This window comes from Streptomyces sp. NBC_00988 (assembly GCF_045162645.1).
Taxonomy (GTDB): domain Bacteria; phylum Actinomycetota; class Actinomycetes; order Streptomycetales; family Streptomycetaceae; genus Streptomyces.
In genome coordinates, this window is record NZ_CP108730.1 from 8,520,016 (window position 1) to 8,539,545 (window position 19,530).

Sequence of the window (19,530 nt, forward strand, 5' to 3'; positions counted from 1 at the left end):
CGATGACTGTGTAGCTCCTGGAGGCCCGAGTGGCGACCCTGCATCACCAACTCATGGAAGGAGGCGTTGACTTGCCCCGCATCGGCTCAGTGGTTCAGCTGGATACCCAGCACCCGCCGTACGTCGTGGTCGGCAGGGATCGCCTGCCGGTCGAGCCGACGGTGCCCTTCCTGCGGGATCTGTCACTCGGGGACAACAGTCCTCTCACGTGCCGCAGTTACGCCTACGACCTGCTGCGCTGGTTCCGGGTGTTGTGGCTTCTCGGTGTCGAGTGGGACAAGGCGGTCGAGGCGGAGACGGCGGCGATGGTGGGTTTGCTGCGTTCAGCCGCGAACCCGCAGCGGCGCCGGAGCAACCCGGACGCGCCGCGGCCCGGCTCGGTCAATCTGCGGACCGGAAAGCGGTACCTGAAGCCCGGCTACGCCGCCAGCACCATCAACCATGCCCTGACGGTGGTCAGTTGCTTCTACGACTTCCACGCCGAGTCGGGACGGGGACCGGTCATGAACCCGGTTCCCGCCTCGCAGGCCCGCCGGCAGGCGCTGGTCCACCTGGACCCGACCGAGCCGGTTCCGGTCTTCCGCCGCGCCCGGCTGCGGCAGAAGGCGACCGGGGCGGATCCCCGGGCGATCCCGGACGCGATGTGGGAGGAGTTCTTCGCGGCCTTGAACCACAATCGCGACCGGGCCGCCATCCTCCTCTATGTCTCCAGCGGGGCCCGCGCCAGCGAGCTGCTGGGCGTCACTCCAGCGGACATCGACTGGTCGGGCCAGCTCGTCCACGTGATCTCGAAGGGGACGCGTGAGCGCGAGGCGATACCGGCGAGCCCTCAGGCTCTTGTGGTGCTCGCCGCCTACCTCGATGCCGCCGGCCTTCCCCCGGCCCACTCGCCGATCCTGCGTGCCCGCCGCGGCCCGGACAGGCCGCTGACCTATTGGGCGATGCGCCGGGTCATTCAGCGCGTGAACGAAAAGCTGAAGACCAACTGGAGCCTGCACGATCTTCGGCACACCGCCGCCGAGCGCATGGCCAACGACCCCAACCTCACCCTGGTCGAGGTGCGGGCCATCCTCCGCCACACCGACCTGGCCACCACCGGCCGCTACCTCAGGGCCCGGGTCGAGGACCTCTTCGACGCCCTGCAGGCGCACTACAACCGCCCGAAGGTCGAGCGGAGCATCCCGTCCGGCTACGACCCCGACGACTTCAAGGCGGTGTTCGGTGGCTGACGGCCCGACCGTCACCGACGAGGTCTCCACCCTCCGCAACCGGCGGGTGAACTACGACCCGAAGCCGTCCGTCCCCGCCCCCGCGACACGGTTCAACACCGCGTCGGTCAAGGCGGAACCTGCGCCGCCGCCGGAGAAGCCACCGCTGCCGTTCGGTGACCTGTCCTGCGCGTCAGTGCGGGAGATAGTCCGAGTGCTCGGAGAGACGGCCCCGATGGCAGCGGACCTGCGCCGGCGGTCGGTCAAAGGGATCGAGCGGTTCTTCGGACACCTCGACACGCTGCCGGGCAACACCTGGCAGGAACGCTGGGCCGCAAGCGGTTTCGACAACGATCACGACAGCGTCCCCGTGACGTCGCAGGCGTCGGACAGGCAGGACGGCAACACTCTGGTCGCCGGGGCGAAGCTCGCGTTCTGCATGCGGATCATCAAGCCGTCCGTCGCGGGCCTGCGGGTCAACAGGTTCAGGCAGTACGAGCAGTTGTTCCGCGTTCTCCAGCAGGACCCCTATCTGGACTCGTTCTTCAAGGCCGTCGACGGGCACGCGAACCTGCGGCACGTGCACCGAAGCCGGGCCCAGTTCGACCTGGCGGCAGCACTGACGACTGGCGGCATCGCTCTGGAGGACCTGACGCCGTCGGCCCTGATGCACTACTCCGTCGAGTCACGCCGCCTGGGCGTCAGCCATGGGGCGGGCGGGCGCACCGACCGGTTCTCCGCCCTGGCCGCCTGGATCGTCCTGCACGGCATGGGGCATTTCCCGCCCGGAACGCCGCCGACCCTGCGGGCCGCGGTCTCCAGCAACCAGCGCACGATCGAACAGCTCGTTGACCGCTACCCGATCGCCCACCAGGGCGTCCGGCAGTTGCTGGTCGACTACCTCCGCCGCCGGCGCGTGGAGGCGGACTACACCACGATCGACAGGCTCTCCCGGCATCTGGCCAGCCACTTCTGGGCGAAGGTCGAGCAGATCAATCCTGGGCAGGCCGACCTCATCCTCGCCTCCGAGGTCTACGACCAGTGGCGGGCCGAGATCCAGCTCTGGGACAGGGACAAGGACAAGAAGCGCAAGGACGCCTCCGGCATCCTCCTGGCCGTCCGCGGCCTCTACATGGACCTGCACAGCTGGTCGATCCAGGAGCCCGAGCGCTGGGCCCAGTGGGTTGCTCCCTGCCCGGTCCGGCGGCGGGATCTGAAGGGATTCGCCAAGCGCAAGCGCGAGGTCAACCAGCGCATGGCCCACCGGGTTCGCACCCGGCAGCCTCTGCTGCCCGCCCTGGTCGACCACGTCGAGTCCCGGCGTGAATACCTCGCCGGCCTGCTGGAGGCGGCCCGCGACATCCCGCTCGGCGAGTCCTTCAGCTATGCCGGAGCCAACTACCAGCGCGCGAACTCCAAACGCGACCAGCAGCGAGCCCGCCACGAGAAGAACCCGGCGGTCCGGGTCGTCGGTCAGGACGGGACGACCGTCGACGTCACCGCCGCCGAGGAGACCGCCTTCTGGGAGTGGGCCCACGTCGAGGTTCTGCGGCACAGCGGCATCCGCGTCGAGGAGCTCGTCGAGCTCACCCACCTGAGCATCCGGCAATACCAGCGGTCGAACGGCGAGGTCATAGCCCTGCTGGTCATCGCTCCTTCCAAGAGCGACCGAGAACGGGTCATCCCGATGTCGGCGGACCTGTTTCACGCGATTGCCCAGATCATCCGTCGCCTCACGGCGGGCGGGCGCACCATCCGGCAACTGAGCCGCTACGACCCGCACGAAAAGACCTGGTCGGAGCCCATGCCGTTCCTCTTCCAGCGGCAGATGGGCACCGTTCACGGCGTCGTCGCCCCCGCGACGGTGCTGCACATGCTCGCTCGCAGCTGCGAGGAACTCGCCGAGACCAGACCGGCGTTCGAGGACCTGACCTTCACGCCCCACGACTTCCGAAGGCTCTTCGCCACGGAGATCATCAACGGCGGCCTGCCGATCCACATCGGCGCCGCTCTGCTGGGCCACCTGAACCTGCAGACGCTCCAGGGCTACGTCGCGGTCTTCGCCGAGGACGTCGTCACCCACTACCAGCGGTTCCTCAACCACCGGCGGAACCTGCGGCCCGAGAGCGAGTACACCGAGGTCACCACCGAGGAATGGGTCGACTTCGAAGAGCACTTCGACAAGCGCAAGGTCGAACTCGGCAACTGCGCACGCCCTTACGGCACCGGCTGCCAGCACGAACACGCCTGCATCCGCTGCCCGATGCTCCAGGTCAACCCCAAGACGCTGCCCCGGCTCGCCGAGATCGAGAAGGACCTCCTTCTCCGACGCAAGCGAGCCGAGGCCGAGGACTGGCTCGGCGAGATCGAAGGCATCGACATGACGCTCACCTTCCTCCGAACGAAGCAGGCCGATGCCGCCCGCATCCTTCACCGCCCCGTCGTCAACCTCGGCATGCCAGCCCGTCCCCGTGAGGAGAGAACATGACCAAACAAGATCAACTTGCAATGGTGCAGAGAAGGTTCATCCTCCGGAACAGGGTGATCGCCGCGCTCACGCGGGGCACCGTGGTGGTCGAGGCCGCGTACCGGAGCGGGTCGCTCGTCACGGCGCGGGCCGCGCAGCGGTTGGGGCGCCACACGATAGGGGTGCCCGGCCCGGCCACGAGCTCCCTGTCCGCCGGTGTGCACGAACTCCTGCGCGGGGACGCGGTGCTGGTCACCGACGCGGCGGAAATCGTCGAACTGGTCGGCGGCATGGGCGAACTGGCCCCGGACCGACGCGGACCGGTGCTCCCGCGCGACCTGTTGGAGCCGGCCGCCCGGCGCATCCTCGCCGCACTGCCCGGCAACAGGGCCGCGCCGCCGCGGGAGATCGCGCGCGGCGCGCAGACCACGGAGGACGACGCGATCGCGAGACTGTACGAACTCCGAGCACTTGGTTACGTCGAACGACACGGCGACGGCTGGAAGTTGACACGCCAGGCGATGATCTCGGTCCGGCCCGATCGGGGGCGCCGCTGACCGAGCGTGTTCGGCCGTCCGGGGGAACCCCGACACCCTTGGGAATTCCCGCAGTTGGCGCATTCCGATGATCACGCAGAGCGATCGGAGCGACCCGTTCCGGCACCCCGTCGAACGCGTCCGTGCCCAGTCCGGGCCCCGCCCTTCGCGCACCGCGACACTCCAGTCACGCTACGCTCACGGGGATTCCGGCACGGACCGGCATCTCCCCATCACTCCGACAGCTCACCCATGCACCCCCACTTCACGGCAGAACGGCACAAGGCGACGAATGCCCCAGCACACCTCCGGGTCCGACCGGGCGGCGATCCCCCCAGCCGCCCGTGACGGTGGCAGCGTCCGGCCGCCCGCTCCCTCGACGCTCGACGAGCTGTGGCGGTCGTACAAGACGACGGGCGACGAGCGGCTGCGTGAGCAGCTGATCCTGCACTACTCGCCGCTCGTGAAGTACGTCGCGGGACGGGTGAGCGTCGGGCTGCCGCCCAATGTGGAACAGGCGGACTTCGTGTCGTCGGGGGTGTTCGGACTGATCGACGCGATCGAGAAGTTCGACATCGAGCGGGAGATCAAGTTCGAGACGTACGCGATCACCCGCATCCGGGGCGCGATGATCGACGAACTGCGCGCGCTGGACTGGATCCCGCGCTCGGTACGGCAGAAGGCGCGCAACGTGGAGCGGGCGTACGCCACGCTGGAGGCGCGGCTCAGGCGGACCCCCAGCGAGGGCGAGGTGGCCGCCGAGATGGGCATCGCGGTGGAGGAACTCCACGCCGTCTTCAGCCAGTTGTCGCTGGCGAACGTGGTCGCCCTGGAGGAGCTGCTGCACGCCGGCGGCGAGGGCGGCGACCGGCTCAGCCTGATGGACACCCTGGAGGACACCGCCGCCGACAACCCGGTGGAGGTGGCCGAGGGGCGGGAGCTGCGGCGGTTCCTGGCCCGGGCGATCAACACGTTGCCCGAGCGCGAGAAGACCGTCGTCACGCTGTACTACTACGAGGGCCTCACCCTCGCCGAGATCGGCAACGTGCTCGGGGTGACCGAGAGCCGGGTCAGCCAGATCCACACCAAGTCCGTGCTGCAGCTGCGCGCCAAGCTGGCGAGTTTCGGCCGTTGAGTGAAAGCCGTACGGCCTCCTCGACCTCGCAGAATCGTGCCTGCATGGCCTGGGTCACTCCCGCCCGGGGTGTGCCGTCCGTAGAGTGGTTGACGTGCCAAGGATTCGAGCGGCCTCCGTGGCCGAGCACCGGTCGATGCAGCGAGCCGCCCTGCTGGACGCGGCTCGTTCCCTGCTGTCCGAGGGTGGGACGGAGGCGCTGACGTTCCCGGCCCTGGCCGAGCGGACGGGGCTCGCGCGGTCGTCCGTGTACGAGTACTTCCGCTCGCGGGCCGCTGTCGTCGAGGAGCTGTGCGAGGTCGACTTTCCCGTCTGGGCGGCGGATGTGTCGGCGGCGATGGAGGGGGCGTCATCGCCGGAGGGCAAGGTCGAGGCGTACGTGCGGCAGCAGCTCGCGTTGGTCGGGGATCGGCGGCATCGGGCTGTTGTCGCCATCTCCGCGAGCGAACTCGATGCGGGGGCTCGGGAGAAGATCCGGGCCGCGCACGGGGGGCTGGTGGCGATGATCGTCTCCGCGCTGGCGGAGATGGGGCATGGGGAGCCTCGGCTGGCGGCGATGTTGGTTCAGGGAGTCGTGGACGCGGCTGTGCGGCGGATTGAGCTGGGGGCTGCGGAGGATCCCTCGGTGATTACCGAGGCTGCGGTGAGTATGGCTTTGCGGGGGGTTCTGGGCTGAGTTCCGGCTGCGGGCCGATGGGGACCTGGTGGGGGCTGGTCGCGCCCCGCGGCCGAGCCGCACATCAAATAAGCCCCGCGCGCCTAGAGGGGCGCACTCAGCACCGGCAACAAGCGTGACGGCCCTCTGTTCAGTAGCCATGGGGGCAGTAGCTCCAGCGGGTTCAAGTACGTCTCCCCTCTCAGCAGGCCCCAGTGCACGCACGTCGTTGCACAGTGGGAGCCGGTGATCTCCACCGTCCCCACCACCTCGCCCGGCGTCACCTCGTCGCCCTTCTTCACGGTCGCGGTCACCGGCTCGTACGTCGTGCGTAAGTCCGTGCCGGTCAGTTCGACCGCGACCACCCCTCTTCCCGCCACCCGGCCCGCGAAGGACACCCGGCCCGCCGCCACCGCTCGTACCTGAGCGCCCGCCGGGGTTGCCAGGTCCACGCCTCGGTGGCCCCGGGCGTAGACCGTCGCCGGGGGCTCCCAGCCTCGTAGGACCAAGGGGTGGGAACCGACCGGCCAGGTGCTCGCGATCGCCGGTACGGAGGGGATGGGGATCCCGGGTGTCGGGGGAGGGGTGTCGCTTGCCCGGGCCGTGCAGGTCAGCAGGGTCAGGAGGAGGGCCAGAAGTAGGGCGAGGGCAATACGCACAGGTCGGTCATCTCGTCGCGTCCGCATGGCACAAACCGTGCCGTACCCGTGCCGATCATGGCCGGGACCTGTGGACCGGCGTGGGGTTGTGGACAACGGCGTCACCCGGTGCTTCGCGGGTCCCGTACACTTCCTTTGGCGATCCGGGTCACCGGGTCGACTTCGCACGCCCCGGCATCCGGTCCTCCGTCGCAAGACGAAACCGGTGTCAGCGCTCCTCGGTCCTCTGGGCACGCGCACGTGGGCGTCAGGCGCGAGTGCCGTCCGGTGCTCGCGGCACAACCGAGTAAATCAAGGAGAACGGCCATGGCCGTCGTCACGATGCGGGAGCTGCTGGAAAGCGGCGTCCACTTCGGTCACCAGACCCGTCGTTGGAACCCGAAGATGAAGCGCTTCATCTTCACGGAGCGCAACGGCATCTACATCATCGACCTGCTCCAGTCGCTGTCGTACATCGACCGCGCCTACGAGTTCGTCAAGGAGACCGTCGCCCACGGCGGCACGGTCATGTTCGTCGGTACGAAGAAGCAGGCGCAGGAGGCCATCGCCGAGCAGGCCACCCGCGTCGGCATGCCCTACGTCAACCAGCGCTGGCTGGGCGGCATGCTCACCAACTTCTCCACCGTCTACAAGCGTCTGCAGCGCCTCAAGGAGCTTGAGCAGATCGACTTCGAGGACGTCGCCGCGTCCGGTCTCACCAAGAAGGAGCTTCTCGTGCTCTCGCGCGAGAAGGCCAAGCTGGAGAAGACCCTCGGTGGTATCCGCGAGATGTCCAAGGTTCCCAGCGCCGTCTGGATCGTGGACACCAAGAAGGAGCACATCGCGGTCGGTGAGGCCCGGAAGCTCAACATCCCGGTCGTCGCCATCCTCGACACGAACTGCGACCCCGACGAGGTCGACTACAAGATCCCGGGCAACGACGACGCGATCCGCTCCGTCACCCTGCTCACCCGCGTGATCGCCGACGCCGTCGCCGAGGGCCTCATCAGCCGCTCCGGTGTCGCCGCCGAGGCCAAGGGTGACAAGGCCGCCGGCGAGCCGCTCGCCGCGTGGGAGCGCGACCTGCTCGAAGGTGAGAAGAAGGCCGACGAGGCTCCGGCCGCCGAGGCCCCCGCCGCCGAGGCCGAGGTGCAGACCTCCGCCGAGACGGAGAAGGTCGCCGACGCCGAGCAGGCCGACGAGGCTCCGGTTGCCGCCGAGGCCGCTGCCGAGGTCGTCGAGGCCCCCGCCGCCGAGGTCGAGGCCGCTCCGGCCGCCGAGGCCGAGCAGGCCTGACCTTCCGGGCCAAAGGGCTGACAGAAGGACGGCGGGTGGTGCGGACCGCGCCACCCGCCGTTCATCCACAGCCCCTAGATCTTCGTAGCCCGTAGATCCTTGGCGGAAGCTCGCGCTATCCGCGGCCGCCGCCGACTTCGAGACTTCGAACTCCGAGAAGAGATTCACAGATCATGGCGAACTACACCGCCGCCGACGTCAAGAAGCTCCGCGAGCTCACCGGCGCCGGCATGATGGACTGCAAGAAGGCCCTGGACGAGGCCGACGGCAACGTCGAGAAGGCCGTCGAGGCGCTCCGTATCAAGGGCCAGAAGGGCGTCGCCAAGCGCGAGGGCCGCTCCGCCGAGAACGGCGCCGTGGTCTCCGTCATCGCCGACGACAACACCTCCGGTGTCCTGGTCGAGCTGAAGTGCGAGACGGACTTCGTCGCCAAGGGCGAGAAGTTCCAGGCCGTCGCCAACCAGATCGCCCAGCACGTCGCCGCGAGTGCCCCGGCCGACATCGAGGCGCTCCTCGCCTCCGAGATCGAGCCCGGCAAGACCGTCCAGGCGTTCGTGGACGAGGCCAACGCGAACCTGGGCGAGAAGATCGTCCTGGACCGCTTCGCCCAGTACGCCGACGGCTACGTCTCCGCGTACATGCACCGCACGATGCCCGACCTGCCCCCGCAGATCGGTGTCCTCGTCGAGCTGGACAAGCCGAACGCCGAGGCCGCCCGCGGCGTCGCCCAGCACATCGCCGCCTTCGCGCCGAAGTACCTGGCCAAGGACGACGTGCCGGCCGAGGTCGTCGAGTCCGAGCGCCGTATCGCCGAGGAGACCACCCGCGCCGAGGGCAAGCCCGAGGCCGCGATCGCCAAGATCGTCGAGGGTCGCGTCAACGGCTTCTTCAAGGACGCGACGCTGCTCGGTCAGCCGTACGCGCTCGACCCCAAGAAGTCCGTCCAGAAGGTTCTGGACGAGGCGGGTGTCACCCTGAAGCGCTTCACGCGCATCAAGGTCGGCATCTGAGTCCGTACCGCGATCGACGCGCGGCGCCCGGCGGAATCCCGCTAGGGTCGTCAGCAGTCGGCCCGGTACGCCGTCGCGCACGCGCGCGTGGCGGACGACAGCAGATCTGACGAGGAGGCCATTGCCGAGCATGGGATGCGACAGACACCCCACCGGCAGTGGCCTTCTTCGTATGTGCGACCACGTTGAAGAGGCGAGAACTCCATGACCACCAAGCCCCAGAAGAGCGACGACGGCAAGGTACGCGGCCGGTTCATGCTGAAGCTGTCCGGAGAGGCCTTCTCCGGAGGCGGCGGCCTGGGCGTGGACCCCGACGTGGTGCACAAGATCGCCCGTGAGATCGCGGCCGTCGTGCGGGACGGCGCGGAGGTCGCCGTCGTCATCGGCGGCGGCAACTTCTTCCGCGGCGCCGAACTCCAGCAGCGCGGTATGGACCGGGCCCGCTCCGACTACATGGGCATGCTCGGCACGGTGATGAACTGCCTCGCCCTCCAGGACTTCCTGGAGAAGGAGGGCATCGACAGCCGCGTCCAGACCGCCATCACCATGGGCCAGGTCGCCGAGCCGTACATCCCGCTGCGCGCCGTGCGCCACCTGGAGAAGGGCCGCGTGGTCATCTTCGGCGCCGGTATGGGCATGCCCTACTTCTCCACCGACACCACCGCCGCCCAGCGCGCTCTGGAGATCAACGCCGAGGCGCTGCTGATGGGCAAGAACGGCGTGGACGGGGTCTACGACTCCGACCCGAAGACGAACTCCGAAGCCGTCAAGTTCGACTCGCTCAGCTACGGCGAGGTCATCACCCAGGACCTCAAGGTCGCGGACATGACCGCCATCACGCTGTGCCGCGACAACAAGCTTCCGATCCTGGTCTTCGAGCTTCTGGCGGAGGGCAATATCGCCCGCGCCGTCAAGGGTGAGAAGATCGGCACGCTTGTGGGTGACCAAGGCAGCCAGGGCTGATGACCCTGACCGGGGGATGGACAATGTCCTGCCGGTCGGGAACCGTGCAGGAAGAAGACGCGACGCAGCCGGCCGCCGACGCCGACACAGCACAGCAGCCGGGCCTACTCAAGACACGCAGGAGCAAGTGGTGATCGAAGAGACCCTCCTTGAAGCCGAGGAGAAGATGGAGAAGGCCGTCGTGGTCGCCAAGGAGGACTTCGCCGCGATCCGCACCGGCCGTGCGCACCCGGCGATGTTCAACAAGATCGTGGCCGACTACTACGGCGCGCTGACGCCGATCAACCAGCTGGCCTCGTTCTCCGTACCGGAGCCGCGGATGGCCGTGGTGACCCCGTTCGACAAGACCGCGATGCGGAACATCGAGCAGGCGATCCGCGACTCGGACCTGGGCGTCAATCCCAGCAACGACGGAAACATCATCCGAGTGACGTTCCCCGAGCTGACCGAGGAGCGCCGCAAGGACTACATCAAGGTGGCCCGGGCCAAGGCCGAGGACTCCAAGGTGTCCATCCGCGCCGTCCGCCGCAAGGCGAAGGACGCCCTGGACAAGCTCGTCAAGGACAAGGAGTCCGGCGAGGACGAGGTCCGTCGTGCGGAGAAGGAGCTCGACGACACCACGGCGAAGTACGTCGCCCAGGTGGACGAACTCCTCAAGCACAAGGAAGCGGAGCTGCTAGAGGTCTGATGAACGACTCTTCCTGGGGGGCGCCGCCACAAGCCGGGTACTGGGGGCCGCCCGACCAGGGGCCTGTCCAGGGGGCTGCCCCGGCGGGTCCCACGTACGATGCGCCTGAGGCGCAGCAGACTCGCCCCATGCCCATCGTGCCCGACGAGCCCGCATACGGCGGACACCAGGATGACGACCGGGGGGCCGCTCGGCTGAGCGGTCCCTTGTTCCGCGACGAGACGCAGCAACCGCCGTACGACGTACGGCAGCCGCAGCCGTACGACCCGCGGACGCAGCCGACCGACCTGCCGCCGGCGCAGCCCTACGGGGCGGTGCCGCAGAATCCGGAGCCCATGCCCGACGTCCCGCCACCGGCACCCGCCCCGCAGAAGAAGAGCGCGGGCCGGGACCTGGGTGCGGCCATAGGGGTCGGCGTCGGGCTCGCCGTGGTGATCGTCGCGTCCCTCTTCGTGGTGAAGGCCGCGTTCGTCGGAGTGATAGCGGTCGCCGTCGTGGTCGGCCTGTGGGAGCTCACCTCGCGGCTGCAGGAGCGCAAGGGCATCAAGGCGCCCCTCGTGCCCCTCGCGGTCGGCGGCGCTGCGATGGTCGTCGCCGGTTACGTCCGGGGTCCTGAGGGCGCCTGGGTCGCCATGGCGCTCACCGCGCTCGCCGTCCTCGTCTGGCGGATGACGGAGCCGCCGGAGGGCTACCTCAAGGACGTCACGGCCGGCGTCTTCGCGGCGTTCTACGTGCCGTTCCTGGCCACGTTCGTCGCCCTGATGCTCACCGCCCACGACGGCGCCTGGCGGGTCCTGACGTTCCTGCTGCTGACCGTGGTCAGCGACACCGGGGCGTACGCCATCGGCTGGCGCTTCGGCACGCACAAGCTCGCGCCGCGCATCAGCCCCGGAAAGACCCGCGAGGGCCTGTTCGGGGCGGTGTCCTTCGCGATGGTGGCGGGCGCGCTGTGCATGCAGTTCCTGATCGACGACGGCAGCTGGTGGCAGGGCCTGATCCTGGGCCTCGCGGTCGCGGCCAGCGCCACGCTGGGCGACCTCGGCGAGTCCATGATCAAGCGGGACCTCGGCATCAAGGACATGGGCACGCTGCTGCCGGGGCACGGCGGCATCATGGACCGGCTCGACTCTCTGCTGCCGACCGCTCCGGTGGTGTGGCTGTTGCTGGTGCTGTTCGTGGGCTCCGGCTGAAACACGGCCTGACCTGCTGTTCTGTACGTGAGGGGCTCGTTGTCCACAGGGCGGCGAGTCCCTCTTCGTATGTCTGCGACACTGGTAGGGCCATGCCTAAGCCCGGAGAACTCACATTCGTCGCCCCCCGCGGAGCCCAGAAGCCGCCGCGGCACCTTGCCGATCTCACGCCCGCCGAGCGCAAGGAAGTCGTCGCCGCGGTCGGGGAGAAGCCGTTTCGCGCCAAGCAGCTCTCGCAGCACTACTTCGCGCGCCTCGCACACGACCCGGCGGAGTGGACCGACATCCCCGCCGGTTCGCGCGCCAAGCTGCAGGAGGCGCTGCTTCCTGAGCTGATGACCGTCGTACGGCATCTGTCGACCGACCAGGAGACCACCCGCAAGACGCTGTGGCGGCTGTTCGACGGGACGCTCGTCGAGTCGGTGCTGATGCGGTACCCGGACCGGGTCACCATGTGCATCAGCTCGCAGGCGGGGTGTGGCATGAACTGCCCGTTCTGCGCGACCGGACAGGCCGGCCTGGACCGCAATCTGTCGACCGGTGAGATCGTGCACCAGATCGTCGACGGGATGCGCGCGCTGCGCGACGGCGAGATTCCCGGCGGTCCCGCGCGGCTCTCCAACATCGTCTTCATGGGCATGGGCGAGCCCCTCGCCAACTACAAGCGGGTCGTCCAGTCGATCCGCGCCCTCACCGACCCCGAGCCGGACGGCCTCGGCCTCTCGCAGCGTGGGATCACCGTCTCGACGGTCGGACTGGTCCCGGCGATCCACCGCTTCTCCGACGAGGGCTTCAAGTGCCGGCTCGCGATCTCGCTGCACGCTCCTGACGACGACCTGCGCGACACCCTGGTCCCCGTGAACACGCGGTGGAAGGTGCGCGAGGTCCTCGACGCCGGCTGGGAGTACGCGGCGAAGTCGGGGCGCCGGCTGTCCATCGAGTACGCGCTGATCCGTGACATCAACGACCAGGCGTGGCGCGGTGACCGGCTCGGCCGGCTCCTCAAGGGCAAGCCCGTGCACGTCAACCTGATCCCGCTGAACCCGACGCCGGGCTCGAAGTGGACCGCCTCCCGCCCCGAGGACGAGAAGGCGTTCGTCGAGGCCATCGCGGCCCATGGGGTGCCGGTCACCGTCCGGGACACCCGGGGCCAGGAGATCGACGGAGCGTGCGGCCAACTCGCCGCCACCGAGCGGTGACCCGGTAACCTGTTCCGCGTAGTACACGCAGGTACATCTTCATATTCCGACAGGGGAGCGCCACAGCGCTGAGAGTGCGGGATTGTCCGCAGACCCTCTGAACCTCGCCCAGGTCATTCTGGGTAGGAAGTTCGGTCACCACTCTTGCTGTTGCGCCCTGCCCACGTCCTGTGGGCGGGGCCGCGTCTCTTCCTGGACACCCCAGGAGGAAAACACCCATGCACCACACCAAGACCTTCATGGCCGCGGCCGTCGGCCTCGGCCTGCTCACCCTCTCCGCGTGCGGCTCGTCCGACAGCGGCAGCGGCGGTGACTCCAAGACCGTCACCCTCGTCAGCCACGACTCGTGGGCCGTCTCGAAGAGCGTCCTCAAGGACTTCGAGAAGCAGTCCGGCTACACCGTCAAGGTCCTCAAGGACGGCGATGCCGGCCAGGCGGTCAACAAGGCGATCCTGACCAAGGACAACCCCCAGGGCGACGTCTTCTTCGGCGTCGACAACACCCTCCTCTCCCGCGCGCTCGACAACGGCCTCTTCCAGTCCTACGACGCGAAGGGCTCCACGCTCGTCAAGCCCGAGTACCGCGTCGACCAGACCAAGCACCGGGTCACGCCCATCGACACCGGCGACATCTGCGTCAACTACGACAAGGCCTACTTCAGCAAGCACAAGCTGACCCCGCCGACCTCGTTCGCGGATCTGGTCAAGCCCGAGTACAAGAACCTCCTCGTCACCGAGAACGCGGCCACCTCCTCGCCCGGCCTCGGCTTCCTGCTCGGCAGCGCCGCGCAGTTCGGGGACGACGGCTGGCAGGGCTACTGGAAGAAGCTCAAGGCCAACGGCGTCAAGGTCGTCGACGGCTGGGAACAGGCCTACGACCAGGAGTTCTCCGGGTCCGCCAGCGGCAAGAAGGCGGGCGGCGACCGGCCCCTCGTCGTCTCGTACGCCTCCTCGCCGCCCGCCGAGGTCATCTACGCCGACCCGAAGCCGACCACCGCGCCCACCGGGGTGTCGTACGGCACCTGCTTCCGGCAGACCGAGTACGCGGGGCTGCTCAGCAACGCCCAGAACACCAAGGGCGGCAAGGCGTTCCTCGACTTCCTGCTGACCAAGGAGTTCCAGCAGGACATGCCGCTCAACATGTTCGTCTACCCGGTGATCCAAGGCGCCCAGGTGCCGCAGGAGTTCGTGAAGTACGGCCGCCAGGCCTCGGACCCCGAGACCATGGCGCCCGCGAAGATCGCCGCCGACCGGGACCAGTGGGTCAAGTCGTGGACCTCGCTCGTACTGAAGTAGCCGAAGCGGCGGCTGAAGCAGCCCCGAGGCGGACCCGTAAGGGGAACGTGACGCGGCTCGGGCTCATGGCCGTGCCCGTCGCGTTCTTCGCGGTGTTCTTCGCCTACCCCGTCGCCGCGATCGTCGCGCGCGGCCTCAAGGTCGACGGCGCCTGGCAGTTGGGCCGTATCTGGGATGTGCTGGCGCAGTCCGACATCCGGCACGTCCTGTGGTTCACCACTTGGCAGGCGCTCGCCTCGACCGCGCTCACGCTGCTGATCGCGCTCCCCGGCGCATACGTCTTCGCGCGCTTCGACTTCCCCGGCCGACACGTCCTGCGGGCCGTCGTGACGGTCCCGTTCGTGCTGCCGACGGTCGTCGTCGGTACGGCGTTCCTCGCGCTCGTCGGCCGGGGCGGGCTCCTCGACGACCTGTGGGGCGTACGGCTGGACACCACCGTGTGGGCCATCCTGCTCGCGCACGTCTTCTTCAACTACGCGGTCGTCGTACGGACGGTGGGCGGCCTCTGGGCCCAGCTCGACCCGCGTCAGGAGGAGGCCGCGCGGATGCTCGGCGCGTCCCGGCTCCGGGCCTGGCGGACGGTGACGCTGCCCGCGCTCGGGCCCGCCGTGGCCGCGGCCGCGCTGATGGTCTTCCTCTTCACCTTCACCTCCTTCGGCGTGGTCCAGATCCTCGGCGGCCCGACCTTCTCGACCCTCGAAGTCGAGATCTACCGCCAGACTTCGGAGGTCTTCGACCTGTCCACGGCGGCCGTGCTGACGATCGTCCAGTTCGTCGCGGTCGGCGCGATCCTCGCCGTCCACGCCTGGACGGTACGACGACGGGAGAGCGCCCTACGGCTGGTGGACCCGTCGGTGACCGCACGGCGCCCGCGCGGGGCCGGCCAGTGGACCCTGCTGGCCGGAGTCGTCGCGTCCATCGCCGTACTGCTTCTGCTGCCGCTCGCCGTGCTGGTCCAACGGTCTCTGGACACAGCGGACTTCGGCTACTACCGCGCGCTGACCCACGACGACGGCGGCACCTTCCTGGTCCCGCCGATCGCCGCGATCGGCAACTCGCTGGAGTACGCCGTCGCCGCCACCGCCATCGCCGTGGTGATCGGCGGTCTCGCCGCCGCGGCCCTCACCCGGCGCGACGCCGGGCGGCTGGTGCGGGGCTTCGACGCGCTGCTGATGCTGCCGCTCGGGGTGTCCGCGGTGACGGTCGGCTTCGGGTTCCTGATCTCGCTCGACAAACCCCCGGTGGATCTGCGGAGTTCATGGATCCTGGTGCCGCTCGCGCAGGCGCTGGTCGGCGTTCCCTTCGTCGTACGGACGATGCTGCCCGTGCTGCGGGCGGTGGACGGGCGGCTGCGGGAAGCGGCGGCCGTGCTCGGGGCGTCGCCGTGGCGGGTGTGGCGCGAGGTCGATCTGCCGCTCGTACGGCGGGCGTTGCTGATCGCCGCCGGGTTCGCGTTCGCGGTGTCGCTGGGCGAGTTCGGGGCGACGGTGTTCATCGCGCGGCCCGACAACCCGACGCTGCCGGTCGCGGTGGCGCGGCTGCTGTCCCGGCCCGGTGATCTCAACTACGGCCAGGCGATGGCCCTTTCGACGATTCTGATGGTGGTGTGCGCCGTGGCCCTGCTGGTGCTTGAGCGGCTGCGCACCGACCGGACGGGGGAGTTCTAGATGCCGCCGAACATGCCGCCGAGCGTGCCGCAGAACAGGCCGCTGCTGAGCCTTGAGGGCGCGACCGTACGGTTCGGCGGGCGCCCGGTGCTGGACGCCGTCGACCTCGGGGTCGTCGAGCACGAGATCGTGTGTGTGCTCGGGCCCAGCGGGAGCGGCAAGTCGACCCTGCTGCGGGCGGTCGCCGGGCTCCAACCCCTGGACTCCGGGCGGGTGTTGCTCGACGACCGGGACCAGTCGGGCGTGCCCGCGCACAAGCGCGGGGTGGGTCTGATGTTCCAGGACCACCAGCTGTTCCCGCAGCGGGACGTGGCCGGCAACGTCGCCTTCGGGCTGCGTATGCACGGGGCGTCGAAGAAGCAACAGGACGACCGGGTGGGCGAGTTGCTCGACCTCGTCGGACTGCCGGGTGCCGCCCGCCGTGCCGTCGCCGGGCTGTCCGGGGGTGAGCAGCAACGGGTTGCGCTCGCCCGCGCCCTGGCGCCTCAGCCCCGTCTTCTCATGCTCGACGAACCGCTCGGCCAGCTCGACCGGTCACTGCGGGAACGGCTGGTCGTCGAACTCCGGGAGCTCTTCGGCACGTTGGGCACGACCGTGCTCGCGGTCACGCACGACCAGGGCGAGGCGTTCGCGCTGGCCGACCGGGTCGTGGTGATGCGGGACGGGCGGATCGCCCAGTCCGGTACGCCACTTGAGGTCTGGCAGCACCCCGCCGACGAGTTCGTGGCCCGCTTCCTGGGCTTCGACAACGTGGTCGAGGCCACGGTCGCAGGGGAAGCCGCCGACACCCCCTGGGGCAAGGTCCCGGTCCCCGAGGACGCCCCCCAGGGCACCCGCACACTCCTCGTACGCCCCGCAGGCGTACGCCTGTTGCCCGCCGACGAGGGCCTGCGCTGCACGGTCGCCGCCCGCACCTTCAAGGGCACCCATGTCGCCGTACAGCTCCAGCCGGAGGACGCGCCGCGGCTGGAGGCTGCGTGCGCGTTGCGGGAGGCGCCGGAGGTCGGGGGCGTGGTCGGGGTGGAGTTCGACGCGGCCGAGACCGTCGTGCTCGGCGGCCGGTAGACATGTGTGTGGCCCGTCCCCACGAACCGGACGGGCCACAACAGCGGGTGGTTCAGCGGCTGTTGATCAGCTGCCGTTGCTCGCACCGCGACGGCGCATGCCGAAGTAGACGGCTCCGCCGCCCACGACGACGAGGGCGCCCGCGATGCCGGCGATCATGCCGGTGTTGGAGTTGGCACCGGTCTCGGCGAGGTTCGAGGAACCGGCCGCCGGGGACGGCGCGTTGTCGGTCGTCGTCGCGGGAGCGGTGCTGCTGCTCTCCGTGGCCGACGGGGTCGGGGTGTCGGACTCGGCCGGAGTCGAGGCGGTCGCCGACGGCGTCGGGGAAGCCTCCGTCGGGGTCGGGCTGGGCGAGTCCGTCGCGCAGGCCTTGGACGGGGTGGTCAGGTTCGGCGTGATGTCCTTGTCGACCTGGTTGCCGGCCTTGACGTGAACGCGGTACGTCGCGTTCGGCTGCCAGTCCTCGGCGAAGGTGATGGTGACACCCTCCTTCGAGCCCTTGACAGTCTGCGCGTCGCCGATCTGCTTGGCGTCGGAACCGTTGTTCTCCAGGAACACCGTGATGGTCGCCTCGGCAGCGGAGGCGTCCTTGTCGGTGACGGTGATGACACCGTTGGCGCCGTCACACGTGGCTTCGGCGGAGAACTCGCTGATGTTGCAGGCGAGCGCGTTGCCCGCGAATCCGAGTGCGAGTGCGGCCGAGGCGGACGCGACACCGAGGATGCGTACGGAACGTCGAGATATGGACACGTTTGCCCTTCACGGGATGTGCAACTGCGGGGGGTTTAGGGGGAGATGGGGCGGCAATGAGGTGAGGCACCACTACCCCCAGGAGTCTCACTGGTCTATAAGTGCTGCGTAAGCAGTGTCAATGCATATGCGGTGTACAGCAGTTGCCTTTACCTGCACTTTAATCAGTGAGACGTTTCAGTGCCTCCGGAGCCTCCTCGATCCGGTCAACGAGGGCGATACGGGCCTCCATTGGCCGTTCCCGGGCAAGTGCACGCAGCAGCGGCCAGGTCGGCAGCCGCTCCGTCCAGTGCTCCCGGTCCACGAGCACCATCGGCGTGGGCTCGCCGCGCGACTCGTAGTAGTTCGGCGTCGCGTTGTCGAAGATCTCCTGTACGGTCCCGGCCGCGCCCGGCAGGAACACCACACCCGCGTTCGAGCGGGCCAACAGGCCGTCCTCGCGGGTGGCGTTGGCGAAGTACTTGGCGATGTGCGACGCGAACGCGTTCGGCGGCTCATGGCCGTAGAACCACGTCGGGATGCCGATCGAGTGGTTGCCCTTGGGCCAGCGGGTGCGGACCTCGAAGGCGCGATCCGCCCAGTCGGTGATGGAGGGGCTGAACGACGGTGATCCGGCGAGGAGTTCGCACGCCTCCTCCAGCATGGCGTCCTCGTACGGCGCCGCGTACGCGCCCAGGTTGGCCGCCTCCATCGCGCCGGGTCCGCCGCCGGTCGCCACCGTGAAGCCGGCCCGGCTCAGCTCGCGGCCCAGGCGAGCGGCACCGCCGTAGGCCGCCGTCCCGCGTGTCATCGCGTGGCCGCCCATCACGCCCACCACCCGTGCGCCGCGCAGGAGTTCGTCGAGGGCGTCGGAGACGGAGTCGTCGTGGACGGCGCGCAGCATCGACGCGTATATGTCGCCGTCGGCCTTGGTCCGCTGGAACCAGGCGTACGCGAGCGCGTCCGGGGTCTGCTCGTACCCCTTGTCGAGCGAGGCGAACAGCTCGTCCGGCGTGTAGAGACGGCCGCGGTAGGGATCGAACGGGAGGTGCGGGACGGGCGGGAAGACCAGGGCGCCGTCGGCCCGGATCTTCGCGGCCGCCTCCTCGCGCATCGGGCAGCCGAGGAAGACGGCGCCCGAGGTGTCCGTGGTGAGCAACTCCCGCGTACGGTCCGTCAGATCGACGCCCTGGACGCGGTGTCCGGCGAGAGTGCCGCGGGACGAGACGGTCGCGTCGAAGTCCTCGACCGTCTCGATCTCGCGTTCGTCGTGGTGGGCCGCATGGGCCGGGCTCGTCTGCACCCGCCCATGCTAGGCACCGAGTTGCTCAGCCCTGGACGGCCGCCGGGTCCATCCACACGATCTCCCAGGAGTGGCTGTCGAGGTCCTCGAAGGAGCGGCCGTACATGAAACCCTGGTCTTGGACGTCGTCGTTGGCGGTGCCGCCCGCCGCGACCGCCTTGTTGATCAGCTCGTCGACCTTCTTGCGGCTCTCGGCGCTCAGGCACAGCAGCACCTCGCTGGTCTTGGCCGAGTCGGCGATCTCCTTCTTGGTGAAGTCGCTGTAGCGCTTCTTCTCCAGGAGCATCGCGATGATCGTCTCGCTGATCACGACGCAGGTGGTGTCGTCGGTGCTGAACTGCGGGTTGGTCGAGAAACCGAGCTCGGTGAAGAACTTCTTCGACGCGGCGGCGTCGTTCACGGCCAGGTTCACGAAGATCATCTGCTGGTACATGCTGGGGCCTCTCCCATCGGGCGTGCGTGCTATTCGGTGGGTAGACGGGCGGC

Annotated in this window: 17 protein-coding genes, 1 pseudogene and 1 riboswitch; of the genes and pseudogenes, 14 read left to right on the forward strand and 4 right to left on the reverse strand. The window is 69.0% G+C overall.

What is annotated here, in order from left to right:
* The first annotated feature begins 89 nt into the window (after positions 1–89).
* From OG496_RS39255 to OG496_RS39275, 5 genes and pseudogenes are all read left to right on the forward strand, one after another.
* Positions 90–1,229, forward strand: coding sequence for a tyrosine-type recombinase/integrase (locus tag OG496_RS39255; RefSeq protein ID WP_405974225.1), 1,140 nt, complete (start codon positions 90–92; stop codon positions 1,227–1,229).
* On the forward strand, positions 1,222–3,696 hold the full coding sequence (locus tag OG496_RS39260) for a tyrosine-type recombinase/integrase (RefSeq protein WP_405974226.1): 2,475 nt from the start codon (positions 1,222–1,224) through the stop codon (positions 3,694–3,696). Before OG496_RS39255 ends, OG496_RS39260 begins: the two co-directional genes overlap by 8 nt.
* Positions 3,697–3,722: 26 nt before the next feature.
* A pseudogene (locus tag OG496_RS39265) lies at positions 3,723–4,232 on the forward strand (DNA-processing protein DprA); the annotation flags it as partial.
* Positions 4,233–4,503: 271 nt separating this feature from the next.
* On the forward strand, positions 4,504–5,346 hold the full coding sequence (gene whiG, locus OG496_RS39270; RefSeq protein WP_019058710.1) for an RNA polymerase sigma factor WhiG: 843 nt from the start codon (positions 4,504–4,506) through the stop codon (positions 5,344–5,346).
* Positions 5,347–5,464: 118 nt separating this feature from the next.
* A complete protein-coding gene (locus OG496_RS39275) occupies positions 5,465–6,022 on the forward strand; it encodes a TetR/AcrR family transcriptional regulator (RefSeq protein WP_366490415.1) in 558 nt (185 codons plus the stop codon).
* Positions 6,023–6,105: 83 nt separating this feature from the next.
* Here the strand turns inward: OG496_RS39275 and OG496_RS39280 are convergent, their stop codons facing one another.
* Positions 6,106–6,687 carry a murein hydrolase activator EnvC family protein gene (locus tag OG496_RS39280; protein ID WP_405974227.1) on the reverse strand — a complete coding sequence of 194 codons (582 nt, stop codon included), beginning with the start codon at positions 6,685–6,687 and terminating at the stop codon, positions 6,106–6,108.
* 279 nt (positions 6,688–6,966) lie between these two features.
* Here OG496_RS39280 and rpsB point away from each other — a divergent pair, with 279 nt between their 5' ends.
* The 9 genes from rpsB to OG496_RS39325 all read left to right on the forward strand — a co-directional run bounded on the left by rpsB (position 6,967) and on the right by OG496_RS39325 (position 17,012).
* Complete coding sequence (gene rpsB, locus OG496_RS39285) at positions 6,967–7,935, forward strand: 30S ribosomal protein S2 (protein WP_366490207.1); 969 nt, start codon at positions 6,967–6,969, stop codon at positions 7,933–7,935.
* A 173-nt stretch (positions 7,936–8,108) separates the two neighbouring features.
* Positions 8,109–8,945 (forward strand): translation elongation factor Ts, encoded by an 837-nt coding sequence (tsf, locus tag OG496_RS39290; protein WP_366490208.1) that lies wholly within the window; start codon positions 8,109–8,111, stop codon positions 8,943–8,945.
* A 204-nt stretch (positions 8,946–9,149) separates the two neighbouring features.
* Positions 9,150–9,908: a UMP kinase gene (gene pyrH / locus OG496_RS39295; RefSeq protein ID WP_033282640.1), complete on the forward strand. Its 759-nt coding sequence runs from the start codon at positions 9,150–9,152 to the stop codon at positions 9,906–9,908.
* Between the two features lie 130 nt (positions 9,909–10,038).
* Positions 10,039–10,596, forward strand: coding sequence for a ribosome recycling factor (gene frr / locus OG496_RS39300; RefSeq protein ID WP_327401013.1), 558 nt, complete (start codon positions 10,039–10,041; stop codon positions 10,594–10,596).
* Positions 10,596–11,786, forward strand: a complete 1,191-nt coding sequence (locus OG496_RS39305; protein WP_405974228.1) for a phosphatidate cytidylyltransferase — start codon at positions 10,596–10,598, stop codon at positions 11,784–11,786. Before frr ends, OG496_RS39305 begins: the two co-directional genes overlap by 1 nt.
* Before the next feature lie 92 nt (positions 11,787–11,878).
* A complete protein-coding gene (gene rlmN, locus OG496_RS39310; RefSeq protein WP_328678371.1) occupies positions 11,879–12,985 on the forward strand; it encodes a 23S rRNA (adenine(2503)-C(2))-methyltransferase RlmN in 1,107 nt (368 codons plus the stop codon).
* A 41-nt stretch (positions 12,986–13,026) separates the two neighbouring features.
* Positions 13,027–13,132: riboswitch (TPP riboswitch) on the forward strand.
* Between the two features lie 71 nt (positions 13,133–13,203).
* A complete protein-coding gene (locus OG496_RS39315) occupies positions 13,204–14,280 on the forward strand; it encodes a thiamine ABC transporter substrate binding subunit (protein WP_405974229.1) in 1,077 nt (358 codons plus the stop codon).
* A 65-nt stretch (positions 14,281–14,345) separates the two neighbouring features.
* Complete coding sequence (locus OG496_RS39320) at positions 14,346–15,947, forward strand: ABC transporter permease (protein WP_405976804.1); 1,602 nt, start codon at positions 14,346–14,348, stop codon at positions 15,945–15,947.
* Positions 15,948–17,012 (forward strand): ABC transporter ATP-binding protein, encoded by a 1,065-nt coding sequence (locus OG496_RS39325; RefSeq protein ID WP_405974230.1) that lies wholly within the window; start codon positions 15,948–15,950, stop codon positions 17,010–17,012.
* A 66-nt stretch (positions 17,013–17,078) separates the two neighbouring features.
* Here the strand turns inward: OG496_RS39325 and OG496_RS39330 are convergent, their stop codons facing one another.
* The 3 genes from OG496_RS39330 to OG496_RS39340 form a co-directional block, all read right to left on the reverse strand.
* Positions 17,079–17,762, reverse strand: a complete 684-nt coding sequence (locus OG496_RS39330) for an LAETG motif-containing sortase-dependent surface protein (protein WP_405974231.1) — start codon at positions 17,760–17,762, stop codon at positions 17,079–17,081.
* Between the two features lie 160 nt (positions 17,763–17,922).
* On the reverse strand, positions 17,923–19,044 hold the full coding sequence (locus OG496_RS39335) for an LOG family protein (protein WP_405974232.1): 1,122 nt from the start codon (positions 19,042–19,044) through the stop codon (positions 17,923–17,925).
* A gap of 25 nt (positions 19,045–19,069) precedes the next feature.
* Positions 19,070–19,477 carry a VOC family protein gene (locus OG496_RS39340; protein ID WP_405974233.1) on the reverse strand — a complete coding sequence of 136 codons (408 nt, stop codon included), beginning with the start codon at positions 19,475–19,477 and terminating at the stop codon, positions 19,070–19,072.
* Positions 19,478–19,530 lie beyond the last annotated feature (53 nt).